Below are 20532 nucleotides of genomic sequence, written 5' to 3'. Positions count from 1 at the left end.
GATCGGGCGAGGGTGTCGGTGTAGGGTCGAGGCCGCCCTTGACCTGCACAAAGCAGGCAGGGAGCCGTCTCAGAGGAGTCCGAAGTGCTGCGTACTCTGTTCAAGTCCAAGATCCACCGCGCCACCGTCACCCAGGCCGACCTGCACTACGTGGGTTCCGTCACCGTGGACGCCGATCTGCTCGACGCCGCCGATCTGCTGCCCGGCGAGCTCGTGCACATCGTGGACATCACCAACGGTGCCCGGCTCGAGACCTACGTCATCGAGGGCGAGCGGGGGTCCGGTGTCATCGGGATCAACGGCGCGGCCGCCCATCTGGTCCACCCCGGGGACCTGGTGATCCTCATCAGCTACGCCCAGATGGACGACGCCGAGGCCCGGGCGTTCGTGCCGCGCGTCGTGCACGTCGACGGTGCGAACCGCATCGTGGAGCTGGGTGCCGACGCCTCGGCGCCCGTGCCCGGCAGCGACACGGTGCGTCCGCCGCACGCGGTGCCGGCGTCCGTCTGACCCGAGGGAGCGCGGCGCGTGGCCGAGCGGCAGCAGGTGGAACCGGAGATCCGTGACGTCCGGGAGCGGGGCCGCCTGGAGGCGTACGCCGACGGCGTCTTCGCCGGGGTGATCGTCTACTTCGCCCTCGACGAGGAGCCGCACGCCCTCGTCGCCGTCCACACGGTCGTCGAGGCCGACCACGAGGGGCGGGGGATCGCCGGCGCGCTCGTCCGCGAGCTCTACGCCATGGCCGCCCGCGAGGGCGTCCCCGTCGTGCCGCTCTGCCCCTACGCCGCCACGTGGGCCCGGAGGCACCCCGAGGAGGCCCCGCCGGTCTCCGCCGGGGTGACCCGTGCCGCCGAGCGGCAGCTGGCCGCCACGCCCGGTCTGTGGTGAAGCGGCTCCCCGCGGTGTCACCCTGGTAGAGAGGGGGAGACCGCGGGGGGCCGTCGACCGGGAGGTCCGTCATGACCCATCCGTATCCCGACCCGCTGCCGCCCTCGCCGATCCCGCCGCCGCAGCCCGGGCCTCCGCCGGTGCCGCCGCCGAACCCCGTCCCCGTGCCGCCCGAGCCGGCCCCGCCCGGCCCGCCGCAGCCCGGCGGGCCCGTACCGCCGCCCGAGCCGCAGCCCCAGCCGGGCCCCGCCGGACGGGGCGGGTCGCCAACGGACCGGTGACGCAAGGGAGTCGACCCCGGCGGACTTCCGCGACCGGCTTGTCACACAGCGTGCGACCCCCGTAACTTGGATCGCTGTCGCTGTGTTCTAGGGGGGCCCATGGCCGTACGCGGACGTCACCGCCGCCACCAGCCGAGCCGGATCAACCGCGCCTCGCTCACCGTCACCGCCGGAGGGGCCGGCATCGCCCTGCCCCTCGTCGGCGCGGGCGCCGCGCAGGCCGCCTCGCTCGACGTCTGGGAGAAGGTCGCCAGGTGCGAATCCTCCTCCAACTGGCGCATCAACACCGGGAACGGCTACTTCGGCGGCCTCCAGTTCAGCCAGTCCACCTGGGTCGCCTACGGCGGCCGCGAGTTCGCCCCCCGCGCCGACCTCGCCTCCAAGGACCAGCAGATCGCCGTCGCCGAGCGGGTCCTCAAGGGCCAGGGCCCCGGCGCCTGGCCCGCCTGCGGGCCCGACGCCGGACTCCGGAGCGGTGGCCCCGCGCCGGACGCCTCCGGCGGCGGCAACGACGTACGGACCACCTCGCTGCCCGCGCAGCGCGCGTTACCGCGGGAAGCCGCCGCGAAGCCCGGCCCGACGACCGTCCCCACCGTCCGCGAGATGTACACCGTCACGCCCGGCGACTCCCTCTCCGAGATCGCCCGCGACGAGCGGGTGCGCGGCGGCTGGCAGCGGCTGTACGAGATCAACCGCAAGGTCGTCGGCGACGACCCCGACCTGATCCTGCCCGGCCAGCGCCTCACCCTGCGGATCGCCGCCCCGCCCCGCCCCGCGCCCGCCCCGGCGGCCCCCGCCACGCCGAGCGCCCGTCCGAGCTCCCCGCAGGCGCCGCCCACGCTCAAGCCGCCCGCGCCCCCGAAGTCCCCCGCCGCCCAGGCGCCCGCCGCCAAGCCCCCGGCCGTCGCCCCCGCCGGCCACCGGCCCACCGCGCGGCCCACCGCCGAGGCGCAGACCAAGCCCCAGCAGAAGCCGCAGTCCAAGCCCCAGCAGAAGCCCCAGTCCAAGCCCGCGCCGAAGCCCCAGCAGCAGGCCAAGCCCGCGCCGAAGCCGCAGCAGCAGGCCAAGCCCCAGGCGAAGCCGAAGCCCAAGCCGACGCAGCAGAGCAGGCCCGCGCCCGCCGCCCCCCGCGAGGACCGCTACTCCGCCCCCGTCTCCGCCGACGTCGGCACCCGCTACGGGAAGCCCGGCTCGTCCTGGTCCAGCGGCTACCACACCGGCGTCGACTTCCCGGTGCCCACGGGCACCACCGTCAAGGCCGTCTCCGACGGGAGGATCGTCTCCGCCGGATGGGCCGGCGCGTACGGCTACCAGATCGTCGTCCGCCACGACGACGGCCGCTACAGCCAGTACGCCCACCTCTCCGCCGTCTCCGTCCGCGAGGGGCAGCGGGTCACCGGCGGTCAGCGCATCGGGCGCTCAGGATCGACCGGCAACAGCTCGGGACCGCACCTCCACTTCGAGGTGCGGACGGGTCCCGGGTACGGCTCCGACATCGACCCCCTCGCCTACCTCAGGGCGCGCGGCGTCTCCATCTGACGCCGAGGGCCCGTCCCCGCCGGGGCGGGCCAGCCGGTCGAGGGTCAGCTCGACGAGCCCCCCCGCCGCGACCGCGCCGCAGACCAGCGCGGCGACGGCGCCGGCGGCCCCGTACCGGAAGCCCTCGCCGAAGAGGGTGAGGCCGACGGTGGCCGCCACCACGGGGTTGACGACCGTGACCGTGGCGAGCGGGGCGGCGAGCCCGGCGCCCCGGTACGAGGCCTGCGACAGCAGCAGACCGGTGACCGCGAGCGCCGACAGCACCAGCGCGGAGCCCCACTCGGCGAGCGGCGCGTCCGGCGACCACTCCTCGGCGACCGCCTTGGTGAAGACCGACGCCACCCCGAAGGCCACGCCGGCCGCGGCCGCCAGCGCGACCCCGCGCAGCGCCGAGCGGCCCACGAGCCGCGCCAGGACGAAGAGCGCCGCGACCGCCGCGAAGGTGGCCACGGCGAGCAGCCGGCTCTCGCCGCCGTCGGGGGTGCGGCCCTCGCCGCCGTCCACCACGCTGAGCAGCCCCGCCAGGCCCGCCGTCGCCATCAGTGCCCCGTGCCAGGCCCGCCGCCCCGCCGGGCGACAGACGAACAGGGCGGCCATCGGCAGCGCGAAGACGATGGTGAGGGCGCCCAGCGGCTGCACCACGCTGAGCGGCCCGTAGGCGAGGGCGACCACGTGCAGGGCCGCGCCCAGGCCGTTGAGCAGGACGGCGCCCCACCAGACCGGATTGCGCAGCGGCGCGTAGGTCGGCCCGGAGGCGGCCGCGGCGACCCGCTCCTGCACGATCGCCGCGCCCGCGTACGCCACCGCGGAGACCAGTGACAGGACGACGGACAGCACGAGGGGACTCATACCCTCCACGATCGCTCTCCCGGACGTTCCCGTCGTCAGACCAGGGAACGCCTTCACCGGTACCGCCGACGCAGTACGCGACCGTTCCGTACAACCGGAGTCGTACGCCACCGCAGGTCAGATGGGCTGTAAACGGGATGAAGGGAGCGCGGTAAGCGGTACCGGTGCGGCCCGCCCGCTCGCACGGGAGCCACATCCCGAGCCAGTCGCCGCCCCGGCCGGTCCACTTTGGCCCGTAAGATCCCCGGGCCGCCGTTGGATACGGTGGCCCCGCACCGCCGGACCCCGCCGGCGGCGGAATCCGAGGGGGAGCGGTGGATCCCGAGACGAGTGGCACGTTGCTCGGTGGCTTCTTCGCCCTGCGGACGGTCCCGCCGCCCACCGGCGGCGACCACCGCCCGCTGGCGCGCCTCTACGACGGCGACGGGCTCGGTGACGGCCCCCTGCACGCGCGCGTGGACCGGGTCGCTGCCCGGCTCGGGGCGCCCGAGCGGCGGGTCGCCGCGTCCATCGCGCACCTCGGGCTCGCCGCCCGCCTCTGGTCGACCGCGCTCGGCCCCGCCGCCCTCAGCGGCCGCTTCCCGGTCCTCGACCCCGCCGAACTGCGCTGGGACCCGGCGCTCACCGCACCCGACGACCTGTGGTGGGCCGGCGCCGGCACCCGCCCCGCCACCGTCGACGCGCTCCGCGAGGCCGTCCAGGAGGCGCACCTCGTCCCGCTGCACGCCGCCCTCGCCCGCGACGGGCGGATCTCGCCGCGGCTGCTGTGGGGCAACGCGGGCTCCGCGCTCGCCGGCGCCCTGCGCGAAGTGGTCCGCTGGTCCCGCGCCCACGACCGGCCCGAGGCCGCCTCCAGGGCGGCCGAGCTCGTCCAGGGGCTCCTCGACCACCCGGACCTCGCCGGCACCCTGCGCGGCCCCGCCCTGCGCCGCACCACCTGCTGCCTCTACTACCGCGCCACCCCCGGAGGCCTCTGCGGCGACTGTGTGTTCGACCACGCCCCGCGAACGGGTTTGGAGCGGCGGCCCCCGGCTCCGTAAAGTTGCCTCTTCACACCCCCGGCGGCATCCCGCCCGCGAGCGATCGAGGAACGACGAAGGCCATGACGGTGACTGAAGAAACCCAGGAGTACGGGCCGGGCATCGACCCCGAGCGCCTGGCCGTCTGCCTGAGCGTGCTCGACGAGCTGGAGAAGATCGACGTCGACCACCCCGACGCGATCGCCGTCCGCCGCGCCACCGCCGGCATCTACCGCTCGGTCAAGCAGCGCCGCCGCCAGGAGCGCCGGGCCGCCAAGACCGCCCACGACCGGGCCGTCACCGAGGCGACCGCGACCGGCTCCGCCCAGCGCATCGACGACGAGACCGAGGGCATCCTGCCCTCCTCCGTCACCGAGGCCGGCCGGATCGCGGGCATACTCCAGCGCCCCCGGTCCTGCTACACCTGCAAGACCCGGTACGTCGAGGTCGACTACTTCTACCACCAGCTCTGCCAGGACTGCGCGGCCCTGAACCGCTCCAAGCGGGACATCCGCGCCGACCTCACCGGCAAGCGCGCCCTGCTCACCGGCGGCCGCGCCAAGATCGGCATGTACATCGCGCTGCGGCTGCTCCGCGACGGCGCGCACACCACGATCACCACCCGCTTCCCCAAGGACGCCATCCGCCGCTTCAAGGCGATGGAGGACTCGGCGGAGTGGATCCACCGCCTGGAGGTCGTCGGCATCGACCTGCGCGACCCGGGCCAGGCCGTGGCCCTCGCCGAGCAGGTCGCCGCGGCGGGCCCGCTGGACATCCTGATCAACAACGCCACGCAGACCGTGCGCCGGCTGCCGTCCGCGTACGCCGCGCTGGTCGACGGCGAGACCGCGCCGCTCCCGGCCGGCGAGCTGCCCGCCCACCACGTCATCGGCGCCTTCAACTCCGGCGCGGTCGACGGCCTCGCCGCGCTCCCCGTGGGCACCAGTGGTCTGGACGCCCAGAAGGTCGCCGACCTCGCGCTCGTCGCGGGCAACGCCAGTCTGGAGCAGTACCAGGCGGGCACCGCGATCGACGCCGGCGGCCTGCTGCCGGACGTGGTGGAGTCCAACACCTGGGTGCAGACCATCGACCAGATCTCCCCGGTGGAGCTCCTGGAGACCCAGCTCTGCAACTACACCTCGCCGTTCATCCTGATCAGCGCGCTGCGCCCGTCGATGGCGAAGGCCGCGGCGCAGGCCGCGAGCGGTCGCGCGTACGTCGTGAACGTCTCCGCCATGGAGGGCGTCTTCTCCCGCGGCTACAAGGGCGCCGGCCACCCGAACACCAACGCCGCGAAGGCCGCCATGAACATGGTGACCCGGACCAGCGCCCAGGAGATGTTCGAGGCCGACAAGATCCTGATGACCTCGGTCGACACCGGCTGGATCACCGACGAGCGCCCGCACTTCGAGAAGCTGCGCCTCGCCGAGGCGGGCTTCCACGCCCCGCTCGACCTGGTCGACGGCGCCGCCCGCGTCTACGACCCGGTGGTCCGCGGCGAGGCGGGCGAGGACCTGTACGGCGTGTTCATGAAGGACTACGCCCCCGGCAAGTGGTAGTCCCCACCACCTGACGACCGCCGTTTCAAGAGCGCCCTTCCCGCCGGGAGGGGCGCTCTTTCGGTCTCTGTCACCCGATTGCGTCACACTTTGGAGCCCGGTAGAGCGCATGCCCGCTCATTTGGTTACTCTGATGCCCACCGACGGCTACCGGAGCGACACACCGCTCCACGGCCGTCCAGGGGACTGGCCACCCACCTCGGCCGCGGCCCCGCCCCAGACCGGCGCCACCGCGACCGAACGGTCCTCCGTCCCCGACCTGACGCGACACAAAGGAGTGCGCGGTGACACCCGAAACGACGAAGCAGGAACCCCGGCCGTCGGAGCCTTCCGAACGGCAGCGGCGCAACGGCGAGCTGGGCAGCCTCGAAGTGTGGGCCCGCTCGGCCCCGATCCGCCTCGCGGGCTACGAGGACGACCTCGCCGAGCCCCACATCCTGCCGGGCATCGACTGATCGAAGCCCCGGCGTCGACGTACGGCGTCGTCCCCCGGGCCGTACCGCCACGGCCCGTGCGACTCCGGTGCCCCCGGCCCTCCCGGCCGGGGGCACCGCCGCGTCCGGCTCACCCCCGCAGCCGGACCGGCGGCAGGTACTCCCGCAGCAGCCGCCGCTGCCACCAGTCGCCGCTCGCCCGCAGCTCGCTCCAGGTGGAGAAGCGGTACCGGTAGAGCAGCGCGCGGACGTGCACCGGCGGGGCGTCCGGGAAGGGGTTGTGCGCGAGCAGCCGCAGCGTGTCCCGGTCCCCGGCGAGCAGCCGCTCCACGAAGGGCCCGAACCATGCGCGGGCGTATCCGGGCGAGAGCGCCGCGAACCACATCAGCCAGTCGAGCCGCAGGTGGTACGGGGCGAACTGGCGCGGCCACCGGCCGGGATCGCCCGGCTTCCCCTTGAAGCCGTAGGCGCGCCACTCGGTGTCCGGTCCGGGGACCTCGTCGCTCGTGCCCTCCACCACGATCTCGTCGCGGACGCGGCCCACCGTGCCGAAGGCGCCGTAGGTGTTGACCAGGTGGAAGGGATCGTACGAGCGGTTCATGGCCTGGTCGTGGGAGAGGAGGTTGCGGACCGGGCGGTAGCTGCGGACCAGGACCATGGCGGTCAGGGCGAGGACCAGGGCCACGTACCAGAGCGGCGGGTCGGGGCGGGGGTGGTCGCCGGTGAGCGCGGAGAGGTCCAGGGCGGAGGCGGCGAGGACGATCGTCAGCCAGTTGAGCCAGGCGAAGTTGCCGGAGAGGACCAGCCACAGCTGGGTGGCGATCATCAGACCGGCCGCGACCGAGGCCACCGGCTGCGGGGTGAAGAGCAGGAACGGCACGCCCAGCTGGACGACGTGGTTGGCGGCGACCTCGACGCGGTGCAGGGGGCGGGGGAGCCGGTGGAAGAACCAGCTCAGCGGGCCGGGCATCGGCTGGGTCTCGTGGTGGTGGTAGAGGCAGGTGAGGTTCCGCCAGCAGGCGTCGCCGCGGATCTTGATGAGCCCGGCGCCGAACTCGACGCGGAAGAGCAGCCAGCGCAGCAGCAGGAGGACGAGGAGGGGCGGGGCGACGTCGTCGTTGCCGAGGAAGACCGCGAGGAAGCCGGCCTCCAGGAGCAGCGACTCCCAGCCGAAGGAGTACCAGGTCTGGCCGACGTTCACGATCGACAGGTACAGGCCCCAGAGCACCAGCCACAGCGGCATCGCGACGGCCAGCGGCACCGCGTCCCCCGCCCCGGCGGCCATCGCCGCCGCGAGCCCGGCCCCCGACCACGCGACCGTGGCGAAGAGCCGGTCCGAGTAGCGCCAGTGGAAGAGCGAGGGGGCGCGGAGCGGGGTGGTGCGGCGCAGGAACGCCGGTACGGGGAGCATGCCGCGCTCCCCGATGAGCGCCCGGAACTGGAGCGCGGCCGACAGGAAGGCCACGCAGTACAGCACCGCCAGGCCGCGCTGGAAGACGGTCCGGCCCATCCACAGCTCGGGCGCGGTGAACCACTCCATCGCCTCCAGTATCAGCCCGCGGCGACGAGCCGGCGGAGGACGCGGCCGAGCCGGCGGGCGTAGGCGCGCTGGAGGCGCGGGACGACCGGGCCGGCGAGCCGCGTGTACCAGGCGGCGGGCCGGCTGAAGGCGGTCACCGTGAAGCGGACCGTGCCGTCGGGTTCGAGCTCGACGAGGAAGGCCTCCTCGCCGCTCTCCGGATGGCCGGTGAGGGTGCCGTACGCGAACCCCGCCCGGTGCACCTCCGTGGGGAGCCAGACGACCTCGCAGGGGACCGCGTAGGCGAGCGGGCCCAGGCCGAGGGCGACCTCCACGGTGGTGCCGGGGGCGGCGCGGCCGGCCGTGGAGCGGACGCGGGCGCCGGTGGCGCGGTGCATCCGCCAGGTGGTGACGGCCTCGGCGGCGGCCCGGAAGTCGTCGGGGCCGTGGCCGACGGCCGCGCTGTGGCGCAGGTGGTGGTAGCCGGCCGGGAGGGCGTCGGGGGTGCGGGTGGCGCCGACCTCGGCGTAGCTGAGGACGCGGCGGGGGGTGAGATCGCCGAGGATGCGGCTCATGCCGGGAGCTCCGTTCGCGGGAGAGGGGCGGGGTGGAGCTGGCCGGCGGCGCGGAGCCGGCGGTGGGCGAGCAGCGCGCAGACGGCGAAGCCGAGCGCGTTGCCCAGGCCGTGGGTGGCGGCCATCCAGGTCAGGGTGGGGTGCGGAAGGCCGGTCGCCTCGCCCAGCGCCCACCAGAGCGCGAGCGCCATGGTGGCGGCCAGGACGAGGGCCGAGACGCCGAGCAGGATCCGGGTGACGCGGTCGGCTCCGGGCCCGCGCCGCTCCCGCAGGGTCAGCACGGAGACGGCGGCCATGCCGACGGTGAGGACGACCGCGCCGGCCAGCTCGGCCCAGTCGTCGACGAAGTAGCCGATCAGGACGAGCAGGGTGCCGGCGGGCACGCTGAGCGCGGCGGTCGTGGCCAGGGCCCCGCCGCCGGACGTACGGCGGAGCAGCCCGGCGACGAGGGCGGCGGCGAAGCCCGCGAAGTGGAAGTGCGGCACGGTCAGCGCGAGGAGGTCGAGCTCGAAGCCGAAGAGCGGGTACGAGGCCCGCTCGGCGACGAGCGCGAGGCCGGCGACGGACGGCGAGACGAGGGCCGTGAGCACCGCGAGCTCGGCGGGCCACGCGGGGCCGCCGGCGCGTCCGGCCGCGGTGCGGCGGAGGACGAGCGCGAGGCGGGCGGGGGCCTGGAGCGCCAGCGCCAGGGTGGCCAGGGCGTAGCAGGCCGCGAGCGCGGTCGCCGGGCCCGAGCGGGGGAGCCAGAGCGAGACGGCGCCGGGCAGGGCGAGGAGCGGCCAGGTCCGGCGCAGCGGCTCCCAGCCGGGCGGCCGGGGCCCCTCGACGAGGCCGAGCCCGGTCGGTACGACCCAGAGCATCCCGACCGTCACGACCGGGACCACGAAGGCCGACAACGCGGTCATGGCACCCACCCCCCGACTTGAACGTGTTCAACGGTGTCGGGACCGAGCGTAGAACTTCTCTTGAACGTGTTCAAGTCCAGAACGGGGGCCTTCCGGGCGCCCGGTCGGACGCGCTCCGCTTGCCCCCCGTCACCGACTGCGACAGAACGGGAGGAACCCAACCGTGACGACCGGGAGAAGCAACGTGCGCCCCACGCAGCGCCGGACGCGGAGCCACCCCGCCGTCCGCCCCGCCCCCGGAGCCGCCCGCAGCCAGGGCCGCACCGCCCTCGCCGCGACGCTCGGCGCCGCCGCCCTGTTCCTCGCCGGGTGCTCCGCCGACGAACCCGGAGGCACCGCCGGCCGCACCGGCCTCGGTGCCGCCCACGAGGTGCACCTCCAGCCGGTCGCCGCCCAGGGCCCGGACCCCTTCACCGCCTCCACCGCGCGCGGTGCCGGACTGCGCGCCCTCCAGGAGGACGCCGACCCCGGGGCCCAGCCCGTCAGCGCCCCCGGCATCCGCGAGGTCACCGGCTCCGCGCCGGGCCTCTACGGCGGCACCCGCGCCGAGTCCAGCTGCGACGTCGAGCAGCAGGTCGCCTACCTCGCCGCCGAACCCGCCAAGCTCCGGGCCTTCGCCGAGGCCGCCGGCGTCCCCGAGGGCGGCGTCGCCGACTGGCTCCGCGAGCTCACCCCCGTCCTGCTGCGCGCCGACACCCGCGTGACCAACCACGGCTTCCGCGACGGCCGCGCCGCCGCCTTCCAGTCCGTCCTCCAGGCCGGCACCGCCGTCCTCGTCGACCCCTACGGGGCCCCACGCGTCCGCTGCGCCTGCGGCAACCCGCTCCGCTCGCCCGTCAGCGTCTCCGGGGCCGTCCACCACGGCGACCCCTGGTCCGGCTTCGACCCCGACCGCGTGATCATCGTCAAACCCACCACGGCCGTCGTCACCAGCCTCGTCATCGTCAACGTCTCCGACGACAGCTGGATCGAGCGGAAGGCGGGCAGCGACGGCGACCAGGACCGCAAGCCCGACACCGTCCCCGACTGCGACCCCGACACCTGCGCCCTGAGCGACCCCGTCACCCCGGACACCGACCCCGGGACCGGCGACCCCGACGCGCCCGCCGCCCCGAAGACCCCCACCGAGCGCCCCGCCGCCCCGCAGACGCCCGAGGCCCCCGTCGTACCGGAGACGCCGAGCGCCCCCGACACCCCCGCCGCGCCCGACACCCCCGCCGTACCGGACACGCCCGCGGCGCCCGACCCGACGGTCCCGGACGCGCCCTCGGAGCCGTACCCCGACCCGTACGCCCCGGCCGACCCGTACGAGGAGCCGCCGACGGACCCGTACACGGATCCCTCGCCGGACCCGTACCAGGACCCCTACCACGACCCGTACACCGACCCGTACGCGGACCCCTACGCCGACCCGGACACCGCCCCCGACGGCCAGGTCCCCGCCGAGCCCGAGCCCACCACCTTCGACGGCTGAAAGATCTTCGTGGTGCGCGAGGAACCCGCGGGCCCTAGCGTGGCCCCCATGAGTGTGGGCAGCGGGGGAGCGGACACGGAACAGGACACGGCGCCGGACGCGGCGGCGCCGATCCTCAGCGCGTTCGGAGCCGCCTTCCGCATGGGCGGCTTCGACTGGGACCTGGCCACCGGCACCATGGTGATGGACGAGGCCGCCCTCGACGTCTTCGACTTCGACCCCGACGAGTACGACGGCCGCCCCGAGACCCTCGGCAGCCGCGTCCTGCCCGACGAGGGCCGCCAGCTCGACACCCTCGTCGCCCAGGCACTCAAGGACGGCAGCGACCAGTACGGGGCGTACTTCCGCATCCGCCGCCGCGACGGCTCCCACCAGTGGACCCACACCCAGGGACTCGTCCACCGGGACCCCGACGGCCGCCCCGTACGCATCGTCGGCGTCATCAGGGACGCCACCCACGAGCTCACCGAGTCCGCCGCCCGCCTCGGCCTCGACGAGGGCCGCAGACGGCGCGCCGGGGTCGTCGAGGGCACCACCGCCGCCCTCGCCTACGCCCGCACCGTCCAGGACGTCATCGACCTCCTCAACGACTCGCACGCCCTGGAGCACTTCGGTGCCGCCAGCCTCGTCGTGGGCCTCCTGGAGGCCGGCCGCATCCACCTCGTCGCCGAGGGGCCCGACGGCGCGTTCGTCCCCGGCACCCGCTTCACCCGGGTGGACGAGCCCTACCCCATGAGCGAGGTGATCCGCACCCTGCGGCCCCGCTTCATCGACACCGCCGAGGACTTCGCCGCCTCCTTCCCGGTCCTCTGGCCGCACATCAGCGGCCTCGGCATCACCGCCGCCGCCTACCTCCCGCTGATCGCCCAGGCCCGCCCCATCGGCGCCCTCGGCCTGCTCTACAGCGACCGCACCGGCTTCAGCGAGGACGAGCGGACCCTCCTCGTCGCCCTCGGCAGCAGCATCGCCCAGAGCCTCCAGCGGGCCATGCTGTACGAACAGGAGCACGACCTCGCCGAAGGGCTCCAGCAGGCGATGCTGCCCCGCCGGATCCCCGACGTGCCCGGCGCCCAGATAGCCGTCCGCTACCGCTCCGCCCGCCTCGGCCGGGACATCGGCGGCGACTGGTACGACGTCATCCCGCTCCCCGGCGGCCGGGTCGGCGCCGTCATCGGCGACGTCCAGGGCCACGACACCCACGCCGCCGCCGTCATGGGCCAGCTGCGGATCGTGCTGCGCGCCTACGCCGCCGAGGGCCACACCCCCGCCACCGTCATGGCCCGGGCCTCCGTCTTCCTCCACGAGCTCGACACCGAACGCTTCGCCACCTGCACCTACGCCGAGACCGACCTGGTCACCGGCGTCGTCCAGGTCGTCCGCGCCGGGCACGTCGACCCGCTGGTCCGCGAGCCCGACGGCTCCTCCCGCCGGATCCCCGTCGAGGGCGGGCTCCCGCTCGGCCTCTCCGCCGAGTTCGGGCGGCTCGACTACCCCGTCACCACCCTGGAACTCGACCCCGGCCAGACCCTGATGCTCTACACCGACGGGCTCGTCGAGAAGCCCGGCGCCGACCTCGACGAGGGCCTCGAATGGCTCTCCTCCCTCGTCCGGCACGGCCCCTCCGACCTCCAGCAGCTCGCCGACCTCCTCTGCGACGTCGTCGCCGAGCGCGGCGGCGAGGACGACGTCGCCATCCTGCTGCTGCGCCGCCTCGGCGCGTACGCGCCCAGCGGCGGCCGCTTCCGCCAGCACGTCGCCCAGAGCGACCCCGAGGCGCTCAGCGCCGCCCGCCACATGATCCGGGCCGCCGTCCGGGCCTGGGGCGCCGGCTCCCGCGCCGACGAGATCGAACTCGTCGCCGACGAGCTGATGACCAACGCGCTGATGCACACCGACGGCGGCGCCATCATCACCCTGCGGATCCTGCCCGGCGCCGAACGGCGGCTGCGCGTCGAGGTCGAGGACCGCTCCAGCGCCCTGCCCCGCCGCCGCGAGGCCGGCGAGGCAGGGGTCTCCGGCCGCGGCCTCCTCCTCGTCGACCAGCTCTCCGACAGCTGGGGCGTGGAGTCCCGAGGCGGCGGCAAGTGCGTCTGGTGCGAGTTCGCGGTGACGGACTGACCCGGCTCGGTCCGGCTCGGTCCGGCTCGGTCCGGCTCGGCTCGGCCCGGTCCGGCTCGGCTCGGTCCGGTCCGGCTCGGTCCGGTCCGGCTCGGTCCGGCTCGGTCCGGTCCGGCTCGGTCCGGCTCGGCTCGGTCCGGCTCGGTCCGGCCCGGCTCGGTCCGGTCCGGCTCGGTCCGGCTCGGTCCGGCTCGGTCCGGTCCGGCTCGGCCCGGCTCGGTCCGGCTCGGCCCGGCTCGGCTCGGTCCGGCTCGGTCCGGCCCGGCCCGGCTCGGCTCGGCCCGGCCCGGCCCGGCCCGGCCCGGCCCGGTCCGGCCCGACACGGCACGGTCCGGCCGCCGCGCGTCGCGCGTGCCCGTGCGGCAGGGTGGTGGCATGCCCGAACTGCCCGAGGTGGAAGCGCTCCGCGAGTTCCTCGGCGAGCACCTGGTCGGCAAGGAGTTCGCCCGCGTGCTGCCCGTCGCGATCAGCGTCCTCAAGACGTACGATCCGCCGCTCGGCGCGCTCGACGGCGCCGAGGTCACCGGCGTCGGCCGGCACGGCAAGTGGCTCGACATCACCGCCGCCACCGGCCCGGGCCCGCTCCACCTCGTCGTCCACCTCGCCCGGGCCGGCTGGCTGCGCTGGCAGGACCCGCTGCCCTCGGGGCCGCCGAAGCCCGGCAAGGGGCCGCTCGCCCTGCGGGCCGCGCTCACCGGCGGCGACGGCTTCGACCTCACCGAGGCCGGCACCACCAAACGCCTCGCCGTCCACCTCGTCCACGACCCGCACGAGGTGCCCGGCGTCGCCCGCCTCGGGCCCGACCCCCTCGCCGACGACTTCGGGCCCGAGGACCTCGCCGCGCTCCTCACCGGCGAACGCCGACAGATCAAGGGCGCCCTGCGCGACCAGAGCCTGATCGCCGGCATCGGCAACGCCTACAGCGACGAGATCCTCCATGCCGCGCGGATGTCGCCGTTCAAGCCCACCGCCACCCTCACCGCCGACGACGTCACCACCCTCTACGACGCCCTGCGGACCACCCTCCGCGACGCCGTCGCCCGCTCCCACGGCCTCGCCGCCGGCAGGCTGAAGGCCGAGAAGAAGAGCGGCCTGCGCGTCCACGGCCGCACCGGCGAACCCTGCCCCGTCTGCGGCGACACCATCCGCGAGGTCAGCTTCGCCGACTCCTCCCTGCAGTACTGCCCCACCTGCCAGACCGGCGGGAAGGTCCTCGCCGACCGCCGCATGTCCCGGCTGCTCAAGTAGGCTCCCGCGCATGCTGCGCGTACTGGCCGTCGACGACGAGGAACCCGCCCTGGGGGAGCTGCTGTACCTGCTGCGCGCCGACCCCCGGGTCAGGACCGCCGAGGGGGCCGGCGACGCCACCGCGGCGCTGCGCCGGATCGGGCGCGCGCTCGACTCCGGGCCGGACGGCGAGGAGACCGTCGACGTCGTCTTCCTCGACATCCACATGCCGGGCCTCACCGGGCTCGACGTGGCCCGGCTGCTCGCCGGCTTCGCCCGGCCGCCGCTCGTCGTCTTCGTCACCGCCCACGAGGGCTTCGCGCTCCAGGCCTTCGACCTCAAGGCCGTCGACTACGTGCTCAAGCCGGTCCGGCGCGAGCGGCTCGCGGAAGCCGTCCGGCGGGTCCACGAACTGGTCCACGCCGGCGCCGCGCCCGCCCCGGCCCCCGCGCCCGAGCAGATCCCGGTCGAACTCGGCGGCGTCACCCGCTTCGTCTCCGTCGACGACATCGCCTACGTCGAGGCCCACGGCGACTACGCCCGCCTCCACACCGACCAGGGCAGCCACCTCGTCCGCATCCCGCTCTCCACCCTGGAGGAGCGCTGGGCCGACCGCGGCTTCGTCCGCATCCACCGCAGCCACCTCGTCGCCCTCGGCCGCGTCGACGAGCTCCGCCTCGACGGCGGCTCCACCTCCGTCCGGGTCGGCTCCACCGACCTCGCCGTCAGCCGACGGCACGCCCGCCACCTCCGTGACCTGCTGATGCGCCGGGCCGGCGGCTGACCGGAAACCCCTACCGGCGCCCGGCCCCGTCTGCCTACACTCCACGGGCCCACCCGCCGTCAGAGAGCGAAGCCGATGCCGGAGCACCCCCAGCCGCGCCGGCCGCGGCGCGAGACCGTCACCCACGCCTCCGCCCTCGGCGACCGGCCCGCGCCCCGGCTGCGGCCCCGGGCGCCGCACCCGCCCGCCCGCTCCGAGATCGACGAGCAGACCACCCTCGGCCACACCTATGTGCGCTCCCTGATGCGCAGCCAGCTCCGCGCCGCGCTCACCGCGCTCGGCGCGCTCGCCCTGCTCGTCGGCACCCTCCCGCTGCTGCTCGCGCTGCCCGCCCCCGAGGCCCTGGTGTGGGCGGCGCTCGGCGTCGGCGTCTACCCGGTCGTCTGGGCGGTCGCCCACTGGTACGTCCGCAGGGCCGAGCGCAACGAGCGCGACTTCACCGGCCTCGTCGAGCGCTGAGGCCGGTGGACCGTCCCGCATGAACCAGACCTACGCGGTCGCCGCCGTCACCGCCGTCGTCCTCGCCACCGTGCTCATCGGCGCCCTCGGCCTGCGCGTCTCCCGCACCACCTCCGACTTCTACGTCGCCTCCCGCACCGCCGGGCCCCGGCTCAACGCGGCGGCCATCAGCGGCGAGTACCTCTCCGCCGCCTCCTTCCTCGGCATCGCCGGACTCGTCCTCGTCCAGGGCCCGGCCATGCTCTGGTACCCGGTCGGCTACACCGCCGGCTATCTGGTGCTCCTCGTCCTCGTCGCCGCCCCGCTGCGCCGCTCCGGGGCGTACACGCTCTCCGACTTCGCCGAGGCCCGGCTGGAGTCCCCGCAGGTCAGACGGCTCGCCAGCCTCTTCGTCGTGGGTATCGGCTGGCTGTACCTGCTGCCGCAGCTCCAGGGCGCCGGGCTCACCCTGGAGATCCTCACCGGTGCCCCCGACTGGTTCGGCGGCCTCCTCGTCGCCCTCGTCGTCACCTGCACGGTCGCCGCGGGCGGCATGCGCAGCATCACCTTCGTCCAGGCCTTCCAGTACTGGCTGAAACTGACCGCCCTGCTGGTCCCGGCCTTCTTCCTGGTCGCCGCCTGGTTCGGGGACGGGGCGCCCCGGGCCCGCTTCGACGCGCCGGCCGTGCTCCGCGAGCACACCGTCGTCCGGGTCGCCGACACCGTGCGCATCGGGCTCGACGCCCCGCTGACCCTCACCGTCACCGGCACGGTGGACTCCGTCCGGTACGAGGAGCGGGCCGTCACCCTCGCGCCGGGCACCCACCACGTCGACGGCGGCACGGTCCTCGCCCTCGCGCCCGGCAGCGGCCTCCCCGAACGCCGGGCCGAGGGCGCCGACCCCCTCGGCTGGTCCCAGCCGCTGGCCGGCGGCCACGACGGGCACCAGCTGTACGCCACGTACGGTCTGATCCTCGCCACCTTCCTCGGCACCATGGGCCTGCCGCACGTCGCCGTCCGCTTCTACACCAGCCCGAACGGACGGGCCGCCCGCCGCACCACCCTCGTCGTCCTCGTCCTCATCGGCGGCTTCTACCTGCTGCCCGCGCTCTACGGGGCGCTCGGCCGGATCTACGCCCCCGAGCTCGCGCTCACCGGCTCCGCCGACGCCGCCGTGCTCGTCCTGCCCGACCGGATACTCGGCGGCGCGCTCGGTGACGTCCTCGGGGCCTTCCTCGCCGGCGGGGCCTTCGCCGCCTTCCTGTCCACCGCGTCGGGACTCACCATGTCCGTCGCCGGCGTCCTCGCCCAGGACGTGCTGCCCTCCCGCGCGGTCCGGCACTTCCGGCTGGCGACGCCGCTCGCCACCGCCGTGCCGCTCGCCGTCGGCGTCGCCGCCTCCAAGGTGCCGGTCGCCGACGCCGTCGGGCTCGCCTTCGCCGTCTCCGCCTCCTCCTTCTGCCCGCTCCTCGTCCTCGGCATCTGGTGGCGGCGGCTCACCCCGCCCGGCGCCGCCGCCGGGCTCGTCCTCGGCGGCGGCTCCGCGCTCGCCGCGGTGATGGCGACCCGCGCCGGACTCGCCCCGGAGGGCTGGCCGCACACCCTGATGGCCTGGCCCGCCGTCTGGTCCGTCCCCCTCGGCTTCCTCACCATGGTCCTCGTCTCGCTCGCCACCCCGCGCAGCGTCCCGCCCGGCACCGCCGCCACCCTCGCCCGGCTCCACCTCCCCGAGAGCTTCACCGCCCCCGTGCCCGCCCAGGAGGCACGCCGGTGAGCGGCATCGCGTGGGCCGCGGCGAGCGCCGCCGGAGCCGTCCTCCTCGCCGCCGGTGTCGTCCTCGGCCGGCTCACCGCCCGGCGCGGCGCCCGCGCCGCCGACCCCGACCTCGGCACCCCCGTCGAACGGGCCACCTTCCACACCCTGCACACCGCCTCGCTCGCCGCGCCGCCGCTGCGCGCCGGACTCACCGAGGAGACCGCGCACCGGGCGGCCCGCCCGCTGCGCTCGCTCCTCGGCACCGAGGCCCTCTGCCTCACGGACGGCACGGCCGTCCTCGCCTGGGACGGGCCCGGCGAGGAGCACCACCACGCGGGCGTGCCCGACCTGGCCGCCGCGACCCTGGAGACCGGCCGCAGCCGCTCCGCGCCCACCGGCTGCGCCGAGCCCGGCTGCGAGCTGCGCTGGGCGGTGACCGCCCCGCTGACCGGCGAGGAGGGCGTCCTCGGCGCGCTCGTCGCCTACGGCTCCCGGGAGTCGGCGGTGCTCGTCCGGGCCGCGACGGAGGTGGCCCGCTGGGTCTCGGTCCAGCTGGAGCTCGCCGAGCTGGACCGCTCCCGCACCCGGATGGTGGAGGCCGAGATCCGCGCGCTGCGCGCCCAGATCTCCCCGCACTTCATCTTCAACTCCCTCGCCGCCATCGCCTCGTTCGTCCGCACCGACCCCGAGCGGGCGCGCGATCTCCTCCTGGAGTTCGCCGACTTCACCCGCTACTCCTTCCGCCGGCACGGCGACTTCGCCCAGCTCGCCGACGAACTGCGCGCGATCGAGCAGTACTTGGCGCTCGCCGGTGCCCGCTTCGGCGACCGGCTCAAGGTGACGCTCCAGATCGCCCCCGAGGTGCTGCCGGTCGCCCTGCCCTTCCTCTGCCTCCAGCCGCTGGTGGAGAACGCGGTCAAGCACGGCCTGACGGACCGGGAGCGGGGCTGCCGGGTCACCATCGCCGCGCGGGACGCCGGCGCCGAGGCGGTGGTGACCGTCGAGGACGACGGGGTCGGGATGGACCCCGAGCGGCTGCGGGCGGTGCTGCGCGGCGAGCATCCCGGCGGCTCCGGCATCGGCCTGTGCAACGTCGACGAGCGGCTGCGCCAGGTGTACGGGGCGGAGTACGGCCTCGTCATCGAGACCGGAGTCGGCGCCGGCATGAAGGTGACGGCGCGCTTCCCGAAGTACCGCTCCGGCGTGCATCCTTCGCCGCCGGGCTGACCGGATCAGGCGAGCCAGAGGGCGAGATGGGCGAGCGGCAGGCCCAACTGCCAGGCGGGCAGCCAGGTCCGGGCCGTCTCGTCGACCAGCAGGGCGGGTCCCGGTCCGGGCGCGCCGTCCAGGTCGGCGGCGTGCACCCAGGTCTCCCGCAGCGCCGTCCAGGCGCCGCGGGCGAGCGCCAGGTCCGGTCCGTCGGGGTCCTCGTCCGCCTCGGCGGCGAGCCGTTCCTCCACCCACTCCGGCCAGCCGGCCTCGTGGGTGGTGTGCCGGAGCCACGCGTCGGCCGCGGGCTCCCCGGACAGATGGACCGTCAGGGCCAGCGCCCGCAGCGCGGCCCGGTGCTCCAGCGAGCCGGGATCGGCGAGGCCGGCGGCGGTCAGGTACTGGTCGGCCAGGTACTCGGCGCACAGCCAGGCCATCGGGACGGCGAGGCTCCCGCCGTTCCTGTGGCCGGCGCCGTTCGTGCTCTCGGGCGGCAACGCTCCCACCTTCTCCCGGACGTCGGGGACCCGCGGTTTCCGGGACCCCGAGCAGAGCTTCCTCCGCCCGGGGCGTCCGCGTGGACCGCTTTGCTCAACTCGCCGGTGTGGTTTCGGATACGTTCCCGGGCCGGATCGGTGCCACGGAGGCCGGTGGTGCGGGAGGGACGTCCGGGGCTCGTGCTCAGCCCAGCAGGGCGTAGACCGCCGTCGCGTGGGCGGCCGGTTCGGCGGTGCCCTCGGCGGTCATCGTGATGTCGGCGAAGGCCATCCGCTTCCCCAGCTTGGTGAGGCGGGCGCGGACCAGGACGTCGGCGCCGAGGACCGCCCGCTGGAAGCTGGTGGACTGCTGGACGGTCGTCATCGGGACGAAGCCGCCGCGGGCCGCCGAGACGGCGATCACGGTGGCCGTGTCGGCCGCCGCCATCAGGGCCTGGCCGGAGATCCCGCCGCCCTCGCGCGCCAGCCGGTCGGACCAGGGCAGCCGCAGGACGGCCTCGTGGCCGTCGACGGAGTCGACCCGGAGGCCCAGGTCCAGGACCCAGGGGGCGAAGTTGTCGGCGAGGATCTTCTCGGCCCCGGCGGGCGTCAGCGGCGGGGTGCCGGGCAGGGTCACGGCGTCGGTGTGCGTCACGGCGTCATTGTGCGGCCGCGGCCCGGGGCCGGGCAACGGAGCCGTGGCGCGGCCGGTAGCCGGGCAGCGAGCGGCCCAGCTGCCGCAGGGCGTAGTGCGAGCGGGACTTGACCGTGCCGGCCGGGATCCCGAGGGAGGCGGCGGCCTCGTTGACGGTGAGCCCGTCGAAGTAGAGCCGGACGAGGACCGCCCGGTGCTCCGGGCTCAGGCCGCGTACCGCCGCCCGGACGTCGAGCGCCGCGTCGGCGGACTCGGTGGCGTCCGAGGGGTCGGGGGTGACCGCGAGCACCCCGTCGCCGATCTCGGCGGGGCGGGCGAGCCGGGAGCGGCGGGCGTCGATGGCGAGGCGGCGGGCCACGGTGAAGAGCCAGGGCCGCATCGAGGCGTAGGCGCCGCTGAACGCCTCGGGGTGGAGCCAGGCCCGGACCAGCGTCTCCTGGACGAGGTCCTCGGCGCGCTGGCGGTCCCCGTAGGTGAGCCCCAGGAGGAAGGAGAGCAGGGCGGGCCCGTGCTCCCGCTGGAGCTCCTGGAGCGTCCGCTCGTCGGTCGTCGCGGTCGCTGTCGCCGCCGCCATCGCCGTCGTCATGAGTGCCACCCTTCCCCGCCCGCTCAGCGGTTCGTCGTCCGCGCCGTATACGAACGCATCCGGGCGGAAGGGGACAGGGAGCGGACAGCGGTCTGCGGCGAACGGTCGGAACGAGCGGCGAATGGCACGCCGAGCGGTCGAGCGGGGGCCGGGTGAGGGACGTACGTCCGATTCGGTGGGGTTCGTTCTCCATCCCGGCCGCGTCCCTTGACGGAGGACCGCCCGAAGGGTGAATTCGGCAG

At 75.4% G+C, this 20532-nt stretch carries 20 protein-coding genes; 13 read left to right on the top strand and 7 right to left on the bottom strand.

Going from position 1 to position 20532, the window contains the following annotated elements:
• The first annotated feature begins 84 nt into the window (after positions 1-84).
• The 3 genes from panD (at position 85) to AB0E19_RS03615 (ending at position 2708) form a co-directional block, all read left to right on the top strand.
• Positions 85-510, top strand: coding sequence for an aspartate 1-decarboxylase (gene panD, locus AB0E19_RS03625; protein WP_362172634.1), 426 nt, complete (start codon positions 85-87; stop codon positions 508-510).
• An 18-nt stretch (positions 511-528) separates the two neighbouring features.
• Positions 529-888, top strand: a complete 360-nt coding sequence (locus tag AB0E19_RS03620) for a GNAT family N-acetyltransferase (protein WP_362172631.1) — start codon at positions 529-531, stop codon at positions 886-888.
• 380 nt (positions 889-1268) lie between these two features.
• On the top strand, positions 1269-2708 hold the full coding sequence (locus AB0E19_RS03615; protein WP_362172628.1) for a transglycosylase family protein: 1440 nt from the start codon (positions 1269-1271) through the stop codon (positions 2706-2708).
• Here the strand turns inward: AB0E19_RS03615 and AB0E19_RS03610 are convergent.
• Complete coding sequence (locus AB0E19_RS03610) at positions 2589-3557, bottom strand: DMT family transporter (protein WP_362172625.1); 969 nt, start codon at positions 3555-3557, stop codon at positions 2589-2591. The genes AB0E19_RS03615 and AB0E19_RS03610 overlap by 120 nt on opposite strands.
• 314 nt (positions 3558-3871) lie before the next feature.
• On the opposite strand from AB0E19_RS03610, the gene AB0E19_RS03605 reads away from it, so the two are divergent.
• From AB0E19_RS03605 to AB0E19_RS03595, 3 genes are all read left to right on the top strand, one after another.
• The gene (locus AB0E19_RS03605) at positions 3872-4597 is read left to right on the top strand and encodes an IucA/IucC family C-terminal-domain containing protein (RefSeq protein WP_362172622.1); all 726 of its coding nucleotides are present in this window, start codon (positions 3872-3874) and stop codon (positions 4595-4597) included.
• 62 nt (positions 4598-4659) lie between these two features.
• Positions 4660-6135, top strand: coding sequence for an SDR family NAD(P)-dependent oxidoreductase (locus AB0E19_RS03600; protein WP_362172618.1), 1476 nt, complete (start codon positions 4660-4662; stop codon positions 6133-6135).
• Positions 6136-6419: 284 nt separating this feature from the next.
• The gene (locus AB0E19_RS03595) at positions 6420-6590 is read left to right on the top strand and encodes a hypothetical protein (protein ID WP_360609701.1); all 171 of its coding nucleotides are present in this window, start codon (positions 6420-6422) and stop codon (positions 6588-6590) included.
• A gap of 109 nt (positions 6591-6699) precedes the next feature.
• Here AB0E19_RS03595 and AB0E19_RS03590 read toward each other — a convergent pair whose 3' ends face one another.
• Genes AB0E19_RS03590 through AB0E19_RS03580 form a run of 3 tightly spaced genes read right to left on the bottom strand, consistent with a single transcriptional unit; the run spans position 6700 to position 9568 of the window.
• Positions 6700-8109 (bottom strand): lipase maturation factor family protein, encoded by a 1410-nt coding sequence (locus AB0E19_RS03590; RefSeq protein ID WP_362172614.1) that lies wholly within the window; start codon positions 8107-8109, stop codon positions 6700-6702.
• An 11-nt stretch (positions 8110-8120) separates the two neighbouring features.
• Complete coding sequence (locus AB0E19_RS03585; protein WP_362172611.1) at positions 8121-8663, bottom strand: DUF1990 domain-containing protein; 543 nt, start codon at positions 8661-8663, stop codon at positions 8121-8123.
• Positions 8660-9568 (bottom strand): YndJ family protein, encoded by a 909-nt coding sequence (locus AB0E19_RS03580; RefSeq protein ID WP_362172608.1) that lies wholly within the window; start codon positions 9566-9568, stop codon positions 8660-8662. Before AB0E19_RS03580 ends, AB0E19_RS03585 begins: the two co-directional genes overlap by 4 nt.
• Positions 9569-9731: 163 nt before the next feature.
• On the opposite strand from AB0E19_RS03580, the gene AB0E19_RS03575 reads away from it, so the two are divergent.
• The 7 genes from AB0E19_RS03575 (at position 9732) to AB0E19_RS03545 (ending at position 18591) form a co-directional block, all read left to right on the top strand.
• Entirely contained in the window at positions 9732-11042 is a 1311-nt protein-coding gene (locus tag AB0E19_RS03575) for a DUF6777 domain-containing protein (RefSeq protein ID WP_362172605.1), read from the top strand.
• 141 nt (positions 11043-11183) lie between these two features.
• Positions 11184-13160 (top strand): SpoIIE family protein phosphatase, encoded by a 1977-nt coding sequence (locus tag AB0E19_RS03570; RefSeq protein ID WP_362173763.1) that lies wholly within the window; start codon positions 11184-11186, stop codon positions 13158-13160.
• Between the two features lie 375 nt (positions 13161-13535).
• The gene (locus AB0E19_RS03565; protein WP_362172602.1) at positions 13536-14408 is read left to right on the top strand and encodes a DNA-formamidopyrimidine glycosylase family protein; all 873 of its coding nucleotides are present in this window, start codon (positions 13536-13538) and stop codon (positions 14406-14408) included.
• A gap of 10 nt (positions 14409-14418) precedes the next feature.
• On the top strand, positions 14419-15171 hold the full coding sequence (locus AB0E19_RS03560) for a LytTR family DNA-binding domain-containing protein (RefSeq protein ID WP_362172599.1): 753 nt from the start codon (positions 14419-14421) through the stop codon (positions 15169-15171).
• Between the two features lie 75 nt (positions 15172-15246).
• Positions 15247-15630 (top strand): hypothetical protein, encoded by a 384-nt coding sequence (locus AB0E19_RS03555; protein ID WP_360609708.1) that lies wholly within the window; start codon positions 15247-15249, stop codon positions 15628-15630.
• A 19-nt stretch (positions 15631-15649) separates the two neighbouring features.
• Positions 15650-17383 carry a cation acetate symporter gene (locus AB0E19_RS03550; protein WP_362172596.1) on the top strand — a complete coding sequence of 578 codons (1734 nt, stop codon included), beginning with the start codon at positions 15650-15652 and terminating at the stop codon, positions 17381-17383.
• Complete coding sequence (locus AB0E19_RS03545; RefSeq protein ID WP_362172592.1) at positions 17380-18591, top strand: histidine kinase; 1212 nt, start codon at positions 17380-17382, stop codon at positions 18589-18591. Before AB0E19_RS03550 ends, AB0E19_RS03545 begins: the two co-directional genes overlap by 4 nt.
• Positions 18592-18596: 5 nt before the next feature.
• On the opposite strand, the gene AB0E19_RS03540 is transcribed toward AB0E19_RS03545, so the two are convergent.
• From AB0E19_RS03540 to AB0E19_RS03530, 3 genes are all read right to left on the bottom strand, one after another.
• The gene (locus AB0E19_RS03540; RefSeq protein ID WP_362172589.1) at positions 18597-19070 is read right to left on the bottom strand and encodes a hypothetical protein; all 474 of its coding nucleotides are present in this window, start codon (positions 19068-19070) and stop codon (positions 18597-18599) included.
• A 184-nt stretch (positions 19071-19254) separates the two neighbouring features.
• Positions 19255-19704, bottom strand: coding sequence for a PaaI family thioesterase (locus AB0E19_RS03535; RefSeq protein ID WP_362172586.1), 450 nt, complete (start codon positions 19702-19704; stop codon positions 19255-19257).
• Between the two features lie 4 nt (positions 19705-19708).
• Positions 19709-20290: a sigma-70 family RNA polymerase sigma factor gene (locus AB0E19_RS03530; protein ID WP_362172583.1), complete on the bottom strand. Its 582-nt coding sequence runs from the start codon at positions 20288-20290 to the stop codon at positions 19709-19711.
• Between the last annotated feature and the right edge of the window lie 242 nt (positions 20291-20532).

The sequence above is a fragment of the Streptomyces sp. NPDC047974 genome (assembly GCF_040653375.1).
Classification (GTDB): domain Bacteria; phylum Actinomycetota; class Actinomycetes; order Streptomycetales; family Streptomycetaceae; genus Streptomyces.
Note: the sequence above shows the minus strand (reverse complement) of the source record. Positions and strands in the feature narration are given on the sequence as shown.